We start from the raw sequence: 17319 nt of genomic DNA, 5'->3' as shown, positions 1-17319 counted from the left end.
AACCCATGAGCGCCGCAACGCCGCTCCCGCAGGAGCGCCGCCTGGTCACCGCGATCCCCGGTCCGAAGTCGCAGGAGCTGCAGGCCCGCAAGCTGGGTGCGGTGGCGGCCGGCGTCGGCACCACCCTGCCGGTGTACGTGTCCCGTGCCAACGGCGGCGTGCTGGAGGACGTGGACGGCAACTCGCTGATCGACTTCGGCTCCGGCATCGCCGTGACCAACGTCGGCAACAGCGCCGCGGCCGTGGTGGCCAAGGCGACCGAGCAGCTGGCCGCCTTCACCCACACCTGCTTCATGGTCACCCCGTACGAGGGTTACGTGGCCGTGGCCGAGCAGCTGAACGAGCTGACCCCGGGCGACCACGACAAGCGCACCGCGCTGTTCAACTCGGGTGCCGAGGCGGTCGAGAACGCGGTGAAGATCGCCCGCGCCTACACCAAGCGCACCGCCGTCGTGGTGTTCGACCACGGCTACCACGGCCGCACCAACCTCACCATGGGCCTGACGGCGAAGAACATGCCGTACAAGCAGGGCTTCGGTCCGTTCGCCCCGGACATCCACCGCGTGCCGGTGGCCTACCCGTACCGCTGGCTGACCGGTGCGGAGAACTGCGCCGCCGAGGCCGCCGCCCAGGCGATCGACATCATCAACAAGCAGATCGGCGCCGAGAACGTCGCCGCGATCATCATCGAGCCGATCCAGGGCGAGGGCGGCTTCATCGAGCCGGCCAAGGGCTTCCTGCCGGCGATCGTGGAGTACGCGAAGGCCAACGGCATCGTCTTCGTGGCGGACGAGATCCAGACCGGCTTCTGCCGCACCGGCCAGTGGTTCGCCTGTGACGACGAGGGCGTCGTCCCGGACCTGATCACCACCGCGAAGGGCATCGCCGGCGGTCTGCCGCTGGCCGCGGTGACCGGTCGCGCCGAGATCATGGACGCCGCGCACGCCGGTGGCCTGGGCGGCACCTACGGCGGCAACCCGGTGGCCTGCGCCGCCGCGCTGGGCGCCATCGAGACCATGAAGGAGCAGGACCTCAACGGCAAGGCGCAGCGGATCGGCGAGATCATGCTGGGTCGCCTGAGCGCCCTGCAGGAGAAGTTCGCCGACAACGACTCGGTGCGCATCGGCGAGGTCCGCGGCCGCGGCGCCATGATCGCCGTGGAGCTGGTGAAGCCGGGCGGCAAGGAGCCGAACGCGGAGGCCACCGCGGCCATCGCCAAGGCGTGCCACGCCGAGGGCCTGGTGGTCCTGACCGCCGGCACCTACGGCAACGTGCTGCGCTTCCTGCCGCCGCTGGTCATCCCGGAGCACCTGCTGAACGAGGGCCTGGACATCCTGGAGAACGCCTTCGCCACCGTCTGAGCCCGCGGCGCCCGACCGGGCCCGCACACCCGTGACCGGGTGACTCCGACCCGCCGGAGGGATTCCGGACAGCACTGAACGGCCCGTGGGGACTCCTCGTCCCCGCGGGCCGTTCGGTCTGTACGGGCGGGTTCGTCCTGGTGTGCGGGGCCGGACCGGGCGCCGCCCGCGGGGCGGTGAAGATGCTGTGCGGAATCGCTGAAGCTCCTCAGTGCGGCTCGGCCGTTGACGTAGTGTCATGACAGATGGACAGCGAGCCCCAGCCATTGGCGGATCCGTCCGCGGCACCGCCCCCATCGGCGGCCCCGCGGTTCGCCCGCGAGGACAACCAGGCCACCCCGGAAGGGGCGGCGCACACCGAAGGCCGATCGACCGACCGTCCGACCCATACCCCCCGGGGCGCGCGGAACGGCGATCATCAGAGCCGCCCCGGAGCTCTCCCCCCTGCTCCGGGGCGGCCACTTCGCGTTCCGGGCCGACTGACGGGCCGGGCGGGGTCGGTGGCCGTGCCGGTGCTGCCGGCCACCGCGCTGGTGCTGATCTCCTGGCAGGTGGCCGTCGACGGACCGCTGCTCGGCCTGGACCGCTGGACCCGGCACGCCGTCCGTGAAACCCGGCACGAGCTGCACAGCACCCTGCTCAACCATCTCGGCGCGGCCCTGTCGGACCTCGGCGGCTCCGTCCCGGCGATCCCGGTGCTGCTGGCCGCCGGGGCGCTGGCGGCCTGGCGGTCCCGCCGGGCCGGCCTGCCACGACCCTGGCTGCCGGCGGTGGTGGCGGTGCTGACGGCCGGGCTGATCCCGCTGCTGGTCGTCCCGGCGAAGGCCTGGTTCGCCCGGCCGGGGCCGTTCGGGGCGCCCCTGGCGCCGGGCCAGTGGGGCTGGTACCCGTCCGGCCACACCGCGACCGCGACCCTCTCCTACGGGGTGGCCGCGCTCCTGCTGGCCCGCACCGTCGGTGCCCGCGCCCGGCGCCGGCTGCACGCGGCCGCCGCCCTGCTCGCGACCGGTGTCGGCCTCGGGCTGGTGTGGAGCGACTACCACTGGCTGTTGGACGTGGTGGCCAGCTGGTGCCTCGGCGGGCTGGTGCTCCTGGCGCTCGCCCGCCTCCCGGTGTCCCGGAAGGACGACGGCTCCTAGGCCCCGCCCGGCCGGTCCGGCGGGCGCGCGACGCCGGAGCGGGCTAGCCCTCGGCGGGCTCGTCGTTGCGCTGGACGAGGCCGGGCTCGCCGCTGTCGCGCTGCCAGGCGACGACCAGTTCGTCGCGGGCGCCGAAGCGGACGAGGTGGCGGCCGACCACGTCCTCCAGGCCCGGCAGGTTCTCGGTCTCGCCCTCGACGGCGAGCAGCAGGGCGTCGGGCGTGGCCTCCAGCGTGGCGGTGCCCCGGCCGAAGGTGAGGGTGCCGCGGCCGGTCTCCTCCGACCAGTCGGTCTCGATCTTGCGCCCCATGTGGGCGGCGAGCTGCTTGGCGTAGCGGGCGGACCGGTCGGTCGCAACGCGGGCTTCGGAACGGGGCACGGGCCCTCCAGAGATCGGGAGAGGGAACTTAGGGTGCCCTCACTTGAGACTAAGCTAACCCAGATAGTGAGTCAGACTCAACAACTTTTCGGGGCCGCGCCCGGCGGCCGGTCATGCCCTGCTCCCGCCCCCGGACCGGCCGATACCCTTGGTCGAACATCTGCCGAGGAGAGCCCGCCATGACCACCACGCCGACCGACGACGCGGCGAGCTCCTCCACCGGCCCCGGCACCACCCGGGACAGCGCCGCCCACGACAGCGCCACCCCGGACGGCACCGCCGTCCAGGACACCGCCGCCGAGCTCGCCGACGCGATGACCAGGGCGATCAAGCGGATCCGGCGCCGCACCAGCGAGCGGCTGGAGCCCTACGGCATCACTCCCGGCCAGGGCCGCGCCCTGCGCACCCTCGCCCACGCGCCCGGCTGCGAGCTGCCCGACCGGGCGATGCGCCTGGGCGACCTGGCGGAGCGGCTGCACATCGCCCCCCGCTCGGCCACCACGGTGGTGGACGCGTTGGAGGAGGCGGGCCTGGTCGAGCGCACCCCGGACCCGGCCGACCGGCGCGCCGTACGGATCGTGCTGACCGCGGCCGGCCGGTCCGCGGTGGAGCGGATCGGACAGGTCCGCCACGAGGTGGCGCAGGAGTACTTCGGCCCGATCAACCCGGCCGACCAGGACGTCCTGCTGCGAGCGCTGCGCTCCGCCGAGACCGCGTACGCGGCCACCACGCCGCCGCGCCGGACAGCGCCCCCGGGCGCAGCGCGGTGACTCCGATCCCGACGATCACCAGCAGCGCGGCGCAGCCGGCCACCGGGCCGACCCGCTCACCGAGCAGCAGCCAGGCCGAGGACATCCCGAACACCGGCACCAGCAGGGAGTAGGGCGCGACCGCGGTGGCGTCGTAGGTGCGCAGCAGGAAGCTCCAGGCGACGAAGCCGAACAGGGTGGAGACCAGTCCGACGTACCCGATCGCCCCCAGGCCGGCCGGGGTGAGCTCGCGCAGCGCCCGCAGGTCGGCGTCCGGGCCCTCGACCAGCAGCGAGAGCGCGAGCAGCGGCAGCGGGGGGACGGCGCTGACCCAGACCATCCAGCGCAGGGCGTCCGGCGGAGCGGCCCTGCGGGTCAGCACGTTGGACAGCCCCCAGGCGACGGCGGCGAGGACGACCAGGGCGAAGGCCCCGACCGGGCCGTCGAGGCCGCGGTCGACGGCGCTCAGTGCGATGCCGCCGAGGGCGATCCCGAGGCCGGCCAGGCGCTGCGGGCCGGGCCGTTCGCGTAGCAGGACCGCGGCGAACAGCGCGGTGAAGACCGCCTGGCCCTGGAGGACCAGCGAGGAGAGCCCGGCCGGCATCCCGGCGTGCATGCCGAGGAAGAGCAGTCCGAACTTGACCACCCCGAGCACCAGGCCGACCGCGAGGATCCACCGCCAGGCGACTCGGGGCGGGCCGACGAAGAAGATCGCCGGGACGGCGACCACCGCGAAGCGCAGGGCGCAGAAGAGCAGCGGCGGGAAGTTCTCCAGGCCGACGTGGATCAGGACGAAGTTGAGGCCCCAGACGGCGGCGACCAGGACGGCCAGGGCGATGTGACGCGGCCTCATGCTGCCGCCGGAGGCGGCCGGTGTTGCGGTCATGGGTCGAGGATGGCCGCCACCGACCGTGTAGCACCAGCGATGATTTCTGAAGTGCAGGCTTTAGCATTGCTGCATGATGGATCTGGGGCGCCTGCGGGCGCTGCACGCGGTGGCCGTGCACGGTTCGGTCGGCGGGGCGGCGGCCTCGCTCGGGTACACCCCGTCGGCGGTCTCGCAGCAGATCGCCAAGCTGGAGCGCGAGACCCGGACGGTACTGCTGGAGCGTCAGGGCCGGGGCGTGGTGCTGACCGACGCCGCACGCGAGCTGGCCGGCACCGCGCAGGCGGTGCTGGGGCTGGTGGAGCAGGCCGAGGTACGGCTGGAGGAGCAGCGCGGCCAGGCGGTCGGGCGGCTTCTGGTGGCCGCCTTCGCCACCGGTGCGCGCGGGCTGATGCCGGGCGCCCTCGCCGACCTGCGCGAGCGCTGCCCCGACCTGGACGTCCGGCTGCTGGAGAGCGACCCGTACCCGGCGGCCGAGCTGGTGGCCCGGGGCGAGGTGGACCTGGCGCTGGTCCAGGACTGGCCGACGGTGCCGCTGCCGGTGCAGGACGGCCTGGCCCGACTGGACTTCGGCCCGGATCCGGTGGACCTGCTGCTGCCCGCCGCGCACCCGTTGGCCGGGGCGGCCGCGGTCCCGGTGGCGCGGCTCTGCGGGCAGCGCTGGATCAGCGTGCCGCCGGGCAACATCTGCCACGACTGGCTGGTCCGCACGCTGCGCGAGGCCGGCGAGGAGCCCGACGTGCGCTATCAGGTCGGCGAGTTCGAGACCCAGATCGCGCTGATCGCGGCGGGGCTGGGGATCGGTCTGGTGCCGCGGCTCGGCCGGGGCGCGCTGCCGCCGGAGGTGGTCGCCCGCCCGGTCGTGCCGGAACCCACCCGGCGGGTGTTCGCGCTCTGGCGCGCCCAGGCCTCCCGGCGCCCGGCGATCACCGAGGCGCTGGCCGCGATGCAGGCCCGCTGGGCGGCTCTCAGCGGGCAATCAGGATGAGCGGGCCGACCGGCTGACCTGCTCTGCGGCTGACCGGTCAGCCGGCGAACCCGATCACCAGCCACATGAAGCCCACCCCGAGGATGGTGCAGAGCAGGGTGGCCCGCGAGGGGTGCGGGCTGTGCGCCTCGGGGAGGATGTCGGAGGTCGCCAGGTAGAGCAGGAACCCGGCGAAGAACCCGAGGTAGAGACCGAGCAACTGCTCGGGGATGGTGAACAGCAGGGTGATCGCGGCGCCGGTCACCGGTGCCAGCGCGTCGGCCGCCAGCAGGGTCAGCGCCCGTCGGCGGTCGTTCCCGTACAGCCGGGTGATCGTGTAGGTGTTGAAGCCGTCGGCGAAGTCGTGTGCCACGACGGCGACCGCGACCACCGTCCCGACCGTGGTGCCCGCCTGGAAGGCCGCGCCGATCGCGAAGCCGTCCATCACGCTGTGGCCGACCAGGGCCAGGGCGGCGGTCAGGCCGATCCCCGGTGCCGGTGTCCCGTCGGCGGTCGGCCGGTGGGTGTGCGCATGGGTGTGGGCGTGCTGCTGGCCGTGGGTGTGCGCCGCGTACTCGCCCTCGTGGCCGCGGTGGATGGCGACCGCCCGCTCGACGACGTGGATCGCCAGGAACCCGGCCGCGAACATCAGCAGCGCCTGCGGCACGCCGTGGATCTCCTCGGGGGCCTGGTGCAGTGCCTCCGGCAGCAGATCGAAGGCCACCACCCCGAGCATCAGCCCGGCGGCGAACCCGAGCACCAGATGGCGGCGGTCGCCGGTGCGCTGGGCGACGTAGCCACCGATCAGCGTCATCAGGAACGCTCCGGCGGCGACCAGGATCGCGGTCACCGCACCTCCCCCGTACCGGACACCGTGCCCATCTCTCCCGCCTCCCCCGCGTCCCGGGCATGCCGGGCGTCCCCGGGGCCAACCACCGGCCGGAGCCGGAGGGCCCGCGTCGGGCTCCGCCGTCCGGCCGGGCCCGGTCACCCCCGCGCCCGCGCCCCCAGCCTCGCCCGCTGCCCGGGGCGCCGCCCGCCGGGCGGGCCGGGAGGGTGAGCCGCAGGCCCGCCGGGCAGAGCCTGCCCACCTGCCTGCGCCCGCCTGTCCGGGTCACGAGTCGGCGAGCGCCCCGGCGGCAGCGCCCCGGCTCAGTGCCCGGAGGCGAGCGGCAGCCCGAGGTGGGTGCGGGCGAGCTCGCGCACGCCGTCGCCGTCCACCAGATGGATGTGCTGATGGCCGTCCCCGCCGGTGAGGTCGAGCGCCTCGTCGGTGAACCGGCCGGTGGTCAGTCGCAGACCGCGCTCGGCGGACTCCTCGCGGACGGCCTCCGCCAGCGTCCTGATCTCCTCCTCGCCCACCGACCCGGCGCCGCGGGAGGCCCAGACCACCCAGCGTCCGGGCAGCGCGCTCCCCGCCGCCCCCTCCCCGGTGGCGACCAGGCCCGCCGGACCGCGCAGCCGCACGCTCCACTGTTCCAGCCCGCCGCGGGTGAGCAGCTCGCGGACCAGCTGGGCGAACTCGTTGGCCGAGAGGTCCGGTGCGGACGGCACGGTGGCGCCCGCCAGGGCGGCCGGTTCGACGCCCGCCCGGGCGTAGGGGTCGGGGGTCACGGCGGCGCCGAGCTGGCGCAGCCGGACCAGTGCCTCGTCCTGTTCGGCGTCCGCGTAGACGCCCTCGCCGTCGTGGTCCTCGTAGGGGGCGGCCGCCGGCAGCAGCCTGGTCCGGGCGAGGGCGTCGCGGTCGGCGTCCACGCTCACCAGGCAGAGCGGCTCCGCCCCGTCGGTCTCACGCAGCCAGCCGTTCAGCACGACGCCGGCCAGTATCTCGTCGGTGTCGACGGCGTCGGCGGCCTGCAGCGCGCGCAGCGCCAGCCGGGCGACCAGCCGCAGGTAGTCGGTGGCCCGGTCGGCGGGCGGGCGCGGCACCGGGAGGATCTCGCCGTCCGGGGCGAGCCGGTAGCCGCTCAGCGAGGGCACCAGGTCGAGGGCCGGCAGGTCGAGGTCGAGCACGGCGGTGCGGGTGAGCGGCCGGAAGACGGCCCGGCAGGGCGCGGGCAGGTCCTGGGTGGCCGTCTCGGCCGCGGCCAGCGCCCGCTCCAGGAGGGACTCGACGGCGGCCGGCTCGGCCAGCCGGTACGCCCGCCGGCACTCCTCCAGGGTCTCGTTGTACTCGCGGACCGCGCGCGCCCTGGCCTGCTCGGCCTGCTCGTGGGCCCGCCGCGACTCGTCCTCGGCCGGGCGGCCGGCCTCGGCGTGCCGGGTGCGCCACTCCCGAAGGGCGCGCTGGTGGGTGAGCCGTGCCTGGGCCAGCTCGCGCTGGAAGCCGGAGTCCAGCAGTCGCCTGGTCGGTGGCTCGTCGGGGCCGGCGCCGACCGGCCCGGCGGGCGCGTAGTCCTCCCAACGCGGTTCGGCGTCGGCGGCGTCGCCACCGCCCGGGCCGCCGGCCGGGTACGGCCTGGGCTCGTAGTGGCGGAGCTGGCTCTCGAAGTCCATCGCCGAGACGGGCAGCGCGGCCCGCCGCAGCAGGTCGGCCAGCCGGTCGTGCTCGGCCCGGACGGTGACCGTGCGGTGGTGGGTCAGCGCGGCGGCCCGGGCGTGCGCGGCGACCGACTCGTCCCCGCCGTCCCCGCCGTCCTCACCGCCCGGCCGGCCGGCCGCCGGACCCGTACGGTCCGACGAGCCCGGTGACCCGTCGGGCCCGTACGGTCCGTCGGGGCCGAACGATCCCTCGGGGCCGGAGGATCCGTCCGGGCCGGTGACCCCGAGGTCGCGGAAGACCGAGGCCAGGAAGCCGGGTTGGGGGGCCATGACAGTGCCCTCGGGCTGGCCGTCTGCTGAGTACTGCATCGGTCGTCGTTCCCCCATGCTCGTCCGGCGCCTGCCCGGGGCGGCCGGCGAGCCCGCGGACCGCCCCTGCCGGACATTGTCCACCGAACGGGTGCACCGGTCAGCCAAGCCTCTCAGTTGGTCCGGGTGTTGGTCAGGTGCAGGCCGATGTAGCCGACATAGATCCGGCCACTGCCGGAACAGTCGTCGAGGTAGTGCAGCCGGGGAGCCGTGCGCCCGCCGCCGATCCGCAGGTGTGCGCCCATGAACGCCCGCCGGGAGACGTCCACGCACTCCGGCACCGGCAGCATCCGCTCGCGTTTCCACTTGGTGTGGCTGAAGACCGTCCGCGACTCCCCGCGCACCGCCTTGCGGGGCGGGAAGCGGTGGCAGCCGGCCGGGGTGTGCTCGCACCACTGCTTGAAGTCACCGCCCGCCTCGCCGCGCACCGCGGCCTCGGCGTACTCCTGAAGGGCCGTCAGGCCGTCCCAGGTGAGCCGGGCCCAACCGGCCCCGGTGCACCGCAGGTCGTCCAGGGCGAGCGCGCTCTTCTGGTCCCCGGTGAAGGTGAGCAGCGGGAACTCGCCCAACCTGGCCATCAGTTCGGTGAAGCTGTCCGGCGCCACCGGAAGGCCCGGTGTGCCCGGGCGGCCGACGGCTCCGGGTGCGACGGGGCGCCGGCCGCCCGCACTCCCGGGGCTGACGCAGTGCCGGCCGGCCAGCCCCCGGGCCTGAACGCCGCGGCGCAGTCCGGCGGCCGACCCGCCGGACGGCTCGTCGACCGGCAGCGGCAGCCGGCGGCCCCGGCGCTCCCGGCGCAGGCTGTGCCGCACCCGCTCCAGCTCGTCGGCCCTGGCCTGCTGCTCGGCGTGGTCTTGCAGCTCCTCGTGGGCGAGCGCCGCCAGGGCGCCGGCGTCGTCCGGGCCGGTGCCCGCGCGGACCGCGGGCGCGGGCACCCGCAGGACCGGGACGGCGGCCAAGGGCGGGGGCAGCGGCTGCTCGGCGGCGAGCCGGCGCGGTTCGCGGGCCAGCAGACCGGCCGCCCGGCGGAGGTCCTCCTCGATCCGGTGGCGGGCCAGCACCGGGTGCCGGGCACCGTCCTGCCGGGAGGCCGGATCGACCTCGGGCAGATAGGTGCGCACCGCACCGCCGTACACGGTGTGGTACTCCAGCGCGACGTTGAACTCGGTGCGGGCACCCGGATCCAGCACGTAGACGGTGGCGAGGCCGGGCAGTTGCCGGCAGAGCGGACGGACGACGTCCTCCACCCAGGCGTCGAGGGGGTGGTTGACCGGGACGCTGGCCACCACGGTGGGCAGCCGGCGCTCCGGGTCGCAGAGTTCGTCGATGAGGCCGTCGACGTCGGCGGCGGTCAGCACCCGTGGCGCCGCCTGGACGGCGGCCGGGCCGTCGGCGGCGTCGAGCAGTGGCAGCAGGCTGCTCGCGAGTTCGGGCACCGGCACCCGGCACGGCGTCCGCACCCCGCTGCCGGTGGTGTGCGTCTCGGCCTCCAACCGGACCCAGGTGCGGCCCTCGGCCCCGGTCGCCATGGTCAGGGTCAGCTGGTGGGTGCCGTGCGGGGCCGGGGTGCGCAGCCGGCGCCGGTCGTAGCGACCGGCGCCGGTGCCCCCGCGCAGCGGACCGCCGTCGCGGTCGAGCAGGACCCGGCCGCCCAGGCGCAGGCGCTCGGCAGGGATCTCGGCGGCCTCGGCGGCGACGGGCCGGTGGGCGACCGGTGGTGGCTCCTCGCAGCCCTCGTGCTTCAGCCAGGCGGCGAGGCGCTGGTCGGCCAGGGCCACCGCGTCGGCGTGCGGGAGCGCGGTGGTGACGGTCATCCGATAGGGCGTCGCAGGGCCCCTGGGGCCGGGCAGACCGGCACGGGCGGGCGACGAAGAGCGGTCCGAGGTCATGCGCATACCTCCGTGGTGCGGTGGTGGGGTCTGTCGTCCTCCATCGATGGGGGTGTGTTCGTCCGGTTCTGCCGGATCCTTGCCCAGGAAACGCCACTACCCGGAGCGGAAGTTCCAACTCCGGGCCACGTCAATACGTTCGAGTGAATCTGCTCAAGCCGCCCGCCGAGCCGGGCCGGCATCTGCTGCGGCCGGGCTCAGCCCTCGGCGGCCCCGGCGCCGCTGCGGCTCCACTCCGGCTCGGCGACCGGCACCGCCAGCGGGCAGCCCTCCGGGACGTCGTAGCCGGCGATCAGCACCACGGGGACGGTCCCGTGGTTGCGGCCGACGTGGACGTGGACCGGCCCCGCCTCCTCGACCAGCGACTCGCCCGCGCGGCTGACCTCGACCCGGCCGTCGTGCAGGGTCCGGGTCAGCGTCCCGGAGAGCACCACCACGTCGACCCGGCCCGGGTGGTAGTGCCAGCCGGTACTGGCGCCCGGGGGCAGGGTGACGGTCTGGACGACGGGCATCTCGACTCGGCCTCCTGGTCGACGATCCGCCCAGGCTAGGCAGGTGCGGCAGGGCCGGAAACCGGCCGACCCGATCTGTCCGAAAGTCTGTCCGGAACCCTCGGCCCGGCCCGGCGGCCCGACGGCACCGCGCGCCCGCGCCCCGTCGCCGGGGCGCCCGCCCGGACCGGTGGCGCGGGTGTCGCGGTCGGACCGGTGGCGCGGGTGCCGCGCTCAGACCGGTACCTCGACATACGTGCGGCCCGCCGCCACCGCCACCGCGGTACCGCCGGTCGCCTCCGCCAACCAGGTGTGGAACTCCGCCACCTCGGGCTCCGGCACCCCGACCTCGATCCGCACCCCGGCCGCCTCGTACGCCAGGTCGCTCACCGTGTACCCGGCCGCCCGCAGGTCGTTCTCGACCCGACCGGCCCGGGTGTGGTCCGCCGCGACCGCGAGCAGCGCCACCGGTCGCCGCTCCAGCAGGCCGACCGCGTCCACCGCCTCCGACACCGCGTTCCCGTAGGCGCGGACCAGGCCGCCGGCACCGAGCTTGATCCCACCGAAGTACCTGGTCACCACGGCCACCGTGTCGGTCAGCCCGCGCCGGCGCAGCACCTCCAGCATCGGCACGCCGGCCGTGCCGCCGGGCTCCCCGTCGTCGCTGGACCGCTCGCGCCGCTGTTCGTCGCCGACCACGAAGGCGGTGCAGTTGTGCCGCGCGTCCCAGTACTGCTTGCGGATGCCCGCGATGAACGCCTGCGCCTCGTCCTCGTCGGTGACCCGGGCGAGGTGGCAGATGAAGCGGGACTTCTTGATCTCGATCTCGTGGCTGCCCGCGTGCCGGATGGTCAGGTACTGCCTCGGGGTCGGCTCCGGCGTGGCGGACATGGTGCGGCGGTTCTCCCGGGAGACGGCGAAGGCTGGCGGCACCACCCCGATGTGGTTCGGGGTGGTGCCGCCAGCCTAGTTGCCCGCCGGAGCGGTCGGCGGCCGGTCAGTGGCCGACCGGGAGCCGACCGTCGGCCGACCGGGAGCCGGTCAGCGGCCGGCCAGCGCGTCCAGCCGGGCGCGGTCCAGGCCGGTGAGCGAGACGACCTCGGCGAGGTCGACCGCACCGCAGTCCAGCCCGCGCAGCACGTAGCCGCTGAGCGCCCGGGCGGTCGCGGGCTCGTCCATCACGTCGCCGCCGGCCTTGGCGACGTACGCCGCCAGCCGGGCGGCAGCGGCCACCAGGCCCTCGCGGTAGAAGGAGTAGACGGCGACGTAGCGGGTCGGCAGGTGCGCCGGGTGCATGTCCCAGCCCTGGTAGTACGCGCGGGCCAGCGAGCGGCGGACCAGGTCGTGGTGGAGCTTCCAGGCGGCGTGCACCTGCTCGGTGGACCCGGTCGGGATGACGTTGGTGGAGCCGTCGGAGAGCCGGACGCCGGTACCGGCGGCGGCCACCTGCATCACCGCCTTCGCGTGGTCGGCGGCCGGGTGGTCCATGCTCTGGTAGGCGGCGCTGACCCCGCAGGAGGCGCTGTAGTCGAAGGTCCCGTAGTGCAGACCGGTGGCCCGCCCCTCGGCCGCCTCGATCATCCGGGCGACGGTGGCCCGGCCGTCGGGACCGAGGATGGCCTGGGTGGTCTCGATCTGGATCTCGAAGCCGATCCGGCCGGCCGGCAGCCCGGCCGAGCGCTCGAAGTCCGCCAGCAGCCGGACCAGCGCGGTGACCTGCTCGGCGTAGGTCACCTTGGGCAGCGTCAGCACCAGCCCCTCGGGCAGGCCTCCGGTGGCCAGCAGGGTGGTCAGGAACAGCTCCAGGGTGCGGATGCCGCGGTCGCGGACGGCCGCCTCCATGCACTTGATCCGGATGCCGATGTACGGCGGGGCGCTGCCGTCCGCCACCGCGGCCGCGATCAGCTCGGCGGTCCGGACGGCGGCCGCGTCCTCCTCGGCGTCGGGGCGGGGGCCGTAGCCGTCCTCGAAGTCGATCCGGAGGTCCTCGATCGGCTCCCGCTCCAGCTTGGCGCGGACCCGGGCGTGCACGTCGGCGAGCAGCGCGTCGTCCGCCACCGCGAGTGCTCCGGCCAGGGCGGCCGGGGTGCCGGCGTGGGTGTCGAAGGCCTCCAGTGCCCGGCGGCCCCAGTCGCGGACGGTGTCGGCGTCGAAGACGTCGGCCGGGACGTACACGGTGTGCACCGGCTGCCGGCTGCCGGAGTCACCCGGGTAGCGGCGGGCCAGGTCGGCGTCGACCGGGGCGAGGAGAGCGTCCACGGCGGCACGGGCCGCCTCGGAGAACGAAGCTCCGCCCGCCGGCCCGGTACCGTCCACCTCGACCTGCGACATCCGTACTCCTCCGTGCCGAACCAGCGCTTCAACAGTTTGTTGAGGCGAAGGTAGCCCCGCCGGGGTCGGGCGTCAATGGCCGACCGAGCGGTGGACGGGCAGGAGCACGGCTCCCGGGCGGGGTCGGCGGGTCAGTCCCTCCCGGCGGCGGCGTAGCGGTCGCGCAGCTCGGGGAAGAGCTCGGCGACGTCCTTGGGGTGCACCGAGCCGTCCGGCCGGGTACCGGCCACGCCGTACTCCTTGGTCAGCCAGTCCGCGAGGCGCTGCGGGTCGGGCTGGTGGTCGAAGGTGTCGATGTAGCTGACCAGTGCCGCGTAGCAGAGCTCGGGGTCGAGCCGCGACGGCGCCGGACGCGGAGCGGAGTCGTCCTCGCGGCCGGGGGCCCGCGCGGCGTCCGCCTCCGGGGCGAAGCCCTCCTCCCGCGGGTACTCGGCGGCATCGGCGTACTCGGCGTCCTGGGCGTAACCGGGCTCCGGCGGGAAGTCCGCGTACCCGGCGCCGTCCGGACCTGCCTGCGGACCGCCCTGGGGTACGGCCTGCACGGTGGCAGGGGCCGCCGCCACCGGGCCGGACCGGGGGGCGGGCTCGGGAGCGGACGGCCGCGGCGGCTTGAACCAGGGCGAGGCCTGACCCGGCACCCGGCCGCCCGGGGAGCCGTCCCCCTGGGGTCCCGTGGTCCGCACCGGACGCTCGGTCCAGACGTTCAGTTCCTCCCGGGGCTGCGGCGGAGCCTGCTCCTCCACCCCGGCCGGCTCCTGCGAGGCCCGCAGCCGCACCGCCGCGAGCTTGGCGAGCATCGGCGCGGCCACCTCGGCGGGCACCGGCGCCACGGCGGGCGCGGCCGCCTCGGGCCGGGGCTGCTCGGACTGGGGCTGGACAGGCTCGGGCTGTACAGGCTGGGGCTGCTCGGGCTGCCGGGACTGCTCGGGCTGCTGCTGTTGCTTCGGCAGGCGGCCTCCACCGGCGGCGGCCGACGGGATCGCGGCAGCCGGCGGCCGGCCCTCGCGCAGCTCCTTGGTCTCGCGGGACTCCTCGTCCAGCCGGTCCAGCAGCGCCGGGTCCAGCGGCACCCCGTACTTGGCCAGCTTCAACGGCAGCAGCGCCTGGATCGGCGCCGAGCGGCGCCAGCCGCGCCCGTAGCGGAAGCGCAGCTGCGCCCGGTAGACCAGCCGGTTCTGCTCCAGCCGGACGACCTCGTCGTAGGAGCGCAGCTCCCAGAGCTTCATCCGCCGCCAGAGCCGGAAGGTCGGTACCGGGGACAGCAGCCAGCGCATCAGCCGGACGGACTCCATGTGCCGGTCGGCCGTGATCGCGGCGATCCGGCCGACGGCGTGCCGGGAGGCCTCGACGACGACCACGAAGAGCACCGGGATGACCGCGTGCATGCCCATTCCGAGCGGGTCGCCCCAGGAGGCCGCCGCGTTGAACGCGATGGTGGCGACGGTCAGCAGCCAGGCCGTCTGCCGCAGCAGCGGGAAGGGTATGCGAAGCCAGGTCAGCACGAGGTCCAGCGCGAGCAGGACGACGATGCCCGCGTCGACACCGATCGGGAAGGCGTAGGAGAAGGCGCCGAAACCCTTCTCGGAGGCCAGCTCCCGCACCGCGTTGTACGAACCCGCGAAGCCGATGCCCGAGATCAGGCAGGCCCCGGCGGCGACCAGGCCGAGCAGGCTCCGGTGGGCCTTGGTGAGAGGAGGGCGTGCCATAACGTCTATCAACCCCTGGGTGTCGGCTGCGGCCGTGCGCTGCCTCGGCGACCGGCTCCCACCGGTCGGGGAGCCGGACGGCTGAGCAGCCTCCGGGCTCGGCCCACCGGAGTTTACTCGCACGGTTGTTTCAGCGTTCTCGCAGCCCAGGGTGTCACTGCCGCCGGCGTCCGCCGGGTGCAGACCCGGTGTCGACCGGGTGCCCATCGGGTGCCGGGCGACCGGGCGGTGTGTCAGGCCGTCCGCTCCGACGTCCCGTTGAGATAGGCGAGCACGGCCTGCACCCGGCGGTTGGCGTCGTCGGCGGGGGCGAGACCGAGCTTGGTGAAGATGTTGGCGATGTGCTTCGCCACCGCACCGTCGCTCACCACCAGCCGGGCCGCGATCGCCGAGTTGGAACAGCCCTCGGCCATCAGCTCCAGCACCTCCCGCTCGCGCGGCGAGAGGCGCTGGAGCGCTCCCGGACGGCGGGAGGTGCTCTGCATCAGCTTCGCGATCACGTCCGGGTCCATCGCCGTACCGCCGGCCGCCACCCGGCGGACCGCGTCGATGAACTGGTCGGCGTTGAACACCCGGTCCTTCAACAGGTAGCCGACGCCACCGGTGCCGTCCGCCAGCAGCTCCCGCGCGTACAGCTGCTGCACGTGCTGCGAGAGGACCAGTACCGGCAGGCCCGGGATCTCCCGGCGCGCGTGGAGCGCGGCCTGCAGGCCCTCGTCGGTGAGCGTCGGCGGCAGCCGGACATCGACCACGGCCACGTCCGGACGGTGCGTCAGCAGCGCGTCCAGCAGTTCCGGGCCGGTCTCGACCGCCGCCGCGATGGTGAAGCCATGGGCTTCCAGCAGCCGGATCAGGCCTTCGCGAAGGAGGTAGAGATCCTCGGCGAGGACAACTCGCACGGCAGCTCCAGGGTGATGGTGGTCGGACCGCCCGACGTGCTGTCGATGGCGAGGACACCGTCGAAGGTACCCAATCGCCGCTCGATCCCGCGCAGGCCGGTGCCCCGGGTGGGATCCGCCACGCCGACACCGTCGTCCGTCACCGTGACCCGCAGGGTGCCGGCCCGGTACAGGATGTCCACCCAGACCTGCTCCGCGCCCGAGTGCTTGGCCGCGTTGGCCATCAGCTCGCAGATGCTGAAGTAGACGGCCGCCTCCACCGGCGCCGACGGGCGGTCCGGCAGGCTCACGCACACCTCGGTCGGCAGCGCGCTGTCCAGCGCCAACGCCCGTACCGCGTCGCCCAGTCCACGCTCGGCGAGGACCGGCGGGTGAATGCCGCGGACGAGGTCGCGCAGTTCCTGGAGCGCCCGGGCCGAGGACTGCCGGGCCTCGGAGAGGAGCTCGCGGGCGGCCGCCGGGTCGGTCTCCATCAGGTGCTCGATCGTGCCGAGGGTCATCCCGATCGCGACCAGCCGGGCCTGGGCGCCGTCGTGCAGGTCCCGCTCGATCCGGCGCAGTTCGGCCGCCTGGTTGCCGACCGCGTCGGCCCGGGTCTCGGTCAGCTCCGCCACCCGCTTGGTCAGCTGGGCGTGCGAGGCCCGGCCGTCCTGGTCCAGCACGCGACGGGCCAGCTCCAGGTACCCGCGCACGGCGTACGGCGCCAGCAGCACTCCGAGCCCCATCAGCAGCAGCCCCAGGGCGACCGAGACCAGCGGCGAGGCACCGCCCGGGTCGATCGGCCCGTACGCCCGGGGGTCCCCCGGCGCGGTCGCCGCGTAGGCCGCCCCGCCCAGCAGCAGACCGCCCACCGGCAGGGCCAGTACGCCCGCGGCCACCGGGCTGATCACCAGCCAGGCGATCTCCGACCGGGTGGCCTGGTCCCGGGCCGCCCAGTGCAGCAGCTGGGCGAGCCTCGCGACGGCGTGGGACCGGTGGTACGAGTACCCCGTCCACCAGTGACCGCGCTCGTCCCGCTCCAGCGCCGGCCGGGGGGTGTACTCGACCGGCATCCGGAGCCCGTACCAGCGGCCGAGCCGGCCACGCGTCCGGTTCGCGACCCGGCGCACCAGCAGGCCGGCGACGGACGAGCCCGCGACGGCTGCCGCGGCCAGAGCGAGCGGGGTGGCCAGGTAGTAGGGGTCCAGCATCGACGCGACCGACCCGCCGGCGAAGAACGCGGCCAGGAGGGGCAGCGCCACGGTCGGCACCGCCCCCAGCACCAGCAGCGCCAGCCGGACCAGGCCGCGACCGCCCGCGGTGAAGGCGGCCTCGGTCTGGGCGCGCACGCTCGCGCCGCTCGTTCGACTCGCTGCTGTCACGGATGCTCCTGAGGCCGGTACCGATCGTCGTCGTTCCAGTGTCCCCGGATCGCACCGACGCGGCACTGGCCGTCCCACCCCGATTCCGGGGTGGACCTAGCACCACCTCCGGACGCCATTTCCGCACCTGCCGAACCGGCCCGGCAGGCCCTACCGGAACGGGTTCCGGAACGAATGGCCCGGGAACGCAAAGAACCCCCCGATCCGGATGGATCGGGGGGTTCTTCACAATGATTGTTCGGCGGCGTCCTACTCTCCCACAGGGTCCCCCCTGCAGTACCATCGGCGCTGTGAGGCTTAGCTTCCGGGTT

General features: G+C 74.8%; 15 protein-coding genes and 1 rRNA gene. 4 read left to right on the top strand and 12 right to left on the bottom strand.

From position 1 onward, the window contains the following. Positions 1–5: 5 nt before the first annotated feature. Together gabT and ACWDRR_RS31770 are read left to right on the top strand one after the other, a co-directional pair. On the top strand, positions 6–1361 hold the full coding sequence (gene gabT / locus ACWDRR_RS31775) for a 4-aminobutyrate--2-oxoglutarate transaminase (protein ID WP_449775709.1): 1356 nt from the start codon (positions 6–8) through the stop codon (positions 1359–1361). A gap of 506 nt (positions 1362–1867) precedes the next feature. Then, on the top strand, positions 1868–2500 hold the full coding sequence (locus ACWDRR_RS31770; protein ID WP_449775708.1) for a phosphatase PAP2 family protein: 633 nt from the start codon (positions 1868–1870) through the stop codon (positions 2498–2500). Positions 2501–2543: 43 nt separating this feature from the next. Here the strand turns inward: ACWDRR_RS31770 and ACWDRR_RS31765 are convergent, their stop codons facing one another. Then, positions 2544–2879, bottom strand: a complete 336-nt coding sequence (locus tag ACWDRR_RS31765) for a DUF2218 domain-containing protein (protein ID WP_449775707.1) — start codon at positions 2877–2879, stop codon at positions 2544–2546. 179 nt (positions 2880–3058) lie between these two features. On the opposite strand from ACWDRR_RS31765, the gene ACWDRR_RS31760 reads away from it, so the two are divergent. Further along, complete coding sequence (locus ACWDRR_RS31760; RefSeq protein ID WP_449775706.1) at positions 3059–3649, top strand: MarR family winged helix-turn-helix transcriptional regulator; 591 nt, start codon at positions 3059–3061, stop codon at positions 3647–3649. Here ACWDRR_RS31760 and ACWDRR_RS31755 read toward each other — a convergent pair. Further along, positions 3540–4481, bottom strand: a complete 942-nt coding sequence (locus ACWDRR_RS31755) for an EamA family transporter (RefSeq protein WP_449775747.1) — start codon at positions 4479–4481, stop codon at positions 3540–3542. The genes ACWDRR_RS31760 and ACWDRR_RS31755 overlap by 110 nt on opposite strands. A 106-nt stretch (positions 4482–4587) precedes the next feature. Here ACWDRR_RS31755 and ACWDRR_RS31750 point away from each other — a divergent pair, with 106 nt between their 5' ends. Then, complete coding sequence (locus ACWDRR_RS31750) at positions 4588–5502, top strand: LysR substrate-binding domain-containing protein (protein WP_449775705.1); 915 nt, start codon at positions 4588–4590, stop codon at positions 5500–5502. 37 nt (positions 5503–5539) lie between these two features. On the opposite strand, the gene ACWDRR_RS31745 is transcribed toward ACWDRR_RS31750, so the two are convergent. From ACWDRR_RS31745 to rrf, 10 genes are all read right to left on the bottom strand, one after another. Further along, positions 5540–6295, bottom strand: coding sequence for a ZIP family metal transporter (locus ACWDRR_RS31745; RefSeq protein WP_449775746.1), 756 nt, complete (start codon positions 6293–6295; stop codon positions 5540–5542). A 338-nt stretch (positions 6296–6633) separates the two neighbouring features. After that, complete coding sequence (locus ACWDRR_RS31740; RefSeq protein ID WP_449775704.1) at positions 6634–8331, bottom strand: restriction endonuclease; 1698 nt, start codon at positions 8329–8331, stop codon at positions 6634–6636. Between the two features lie 113 nt (positions 8332–8444). Further along, positions 8445–10145: a hypothetical protein gene (locus ACWDRR_RS31735; RefSeq protein WP_449775703.1), complete on the bottom strand. Its 1701-nt coding sequence runs from the start codon at positions 10143–10145 to the stop codon at positions 8445–8447. Between the two features lie 272 nt (positions 10146–10417). Then, entirely contained in the window at positions 10418–10732 is a 315-nt protein-coding gene (locus ACWDRR_RS31730) for a cupin domain-containing protein (protein ID WP_449775702.1), read from the bottom strand. Between the two features lie 213 nt (positions 10733–10945). Continuing rightward, a complete protein-coding gene (locus ACWDRR_RS31725; RefSeq protein WP_449775745.1) occupies positions 10946–11602 on the bottom strand; it encodes a YigZ family protein in 657 nt (218 codons plus the stop codon). A gap of 150 nt (positions 11603–11752) precedes the next feature. Continuing rightward, positions 11753–13042: a DUF6986 family protein gene (locus ACWDRR_RS31720; protein WP_449775701.1), complete on the bottom strand. Its 1290-nt coding sequence runs from the start codon at positions 13040–13042 to the stop codon at positions 11753–11755. 131 nt (positions 13043–13173) lie between these two features. Further along, positions 13174–14748, bottom strand: coding sequence for a DUF2637 domain-containing protein (locus ACWDRR_RS31715; protein ID WP_449775700.1), 1575 nt, complete (start codon positions 14746–14748; stop codon positions 13174–13176). Between the two features lie 233 nt (positions 14749–14981). After that, positions 14982–15647, bottom strand: a complete 666-nt coding sequence (locus ACWDRR_RS31710; protein ID WP_449775699.1) for a response regulator transcription factor — start codon at positions 15645–15647, stop codon at positions 14982–14984. Beyond that, on the bottom strand, positions 15599–17008 hold the full coding sequence (locus ACWDRR_RS31705) for a sensor histidine kinase (RefSeq protein ID WP_449775698.1): 1410 nt from the start codon (positions 17006–17008) through the stop codon (positions 15599–15601). The genes ACWDRR_RS31710 and ACWDRR_RS31705 overlap by 49 nt, the downstream gene beginning before the upstream one ends. 236 nt (positions 17009–17244) lie before the next feature. Then, positions 17245–17319 (bottom strand): 5S ribosomal RNA (rrf, locus tag ACWDRR_RS31700); the annotation flags it as partial.

It is taken from the genome of Kitasatospora sp. NPDC003701, assembly GCF_053587085.1.
This window is presented reverse-complemented; position numbering and strand designations above follow the sequence as displayed.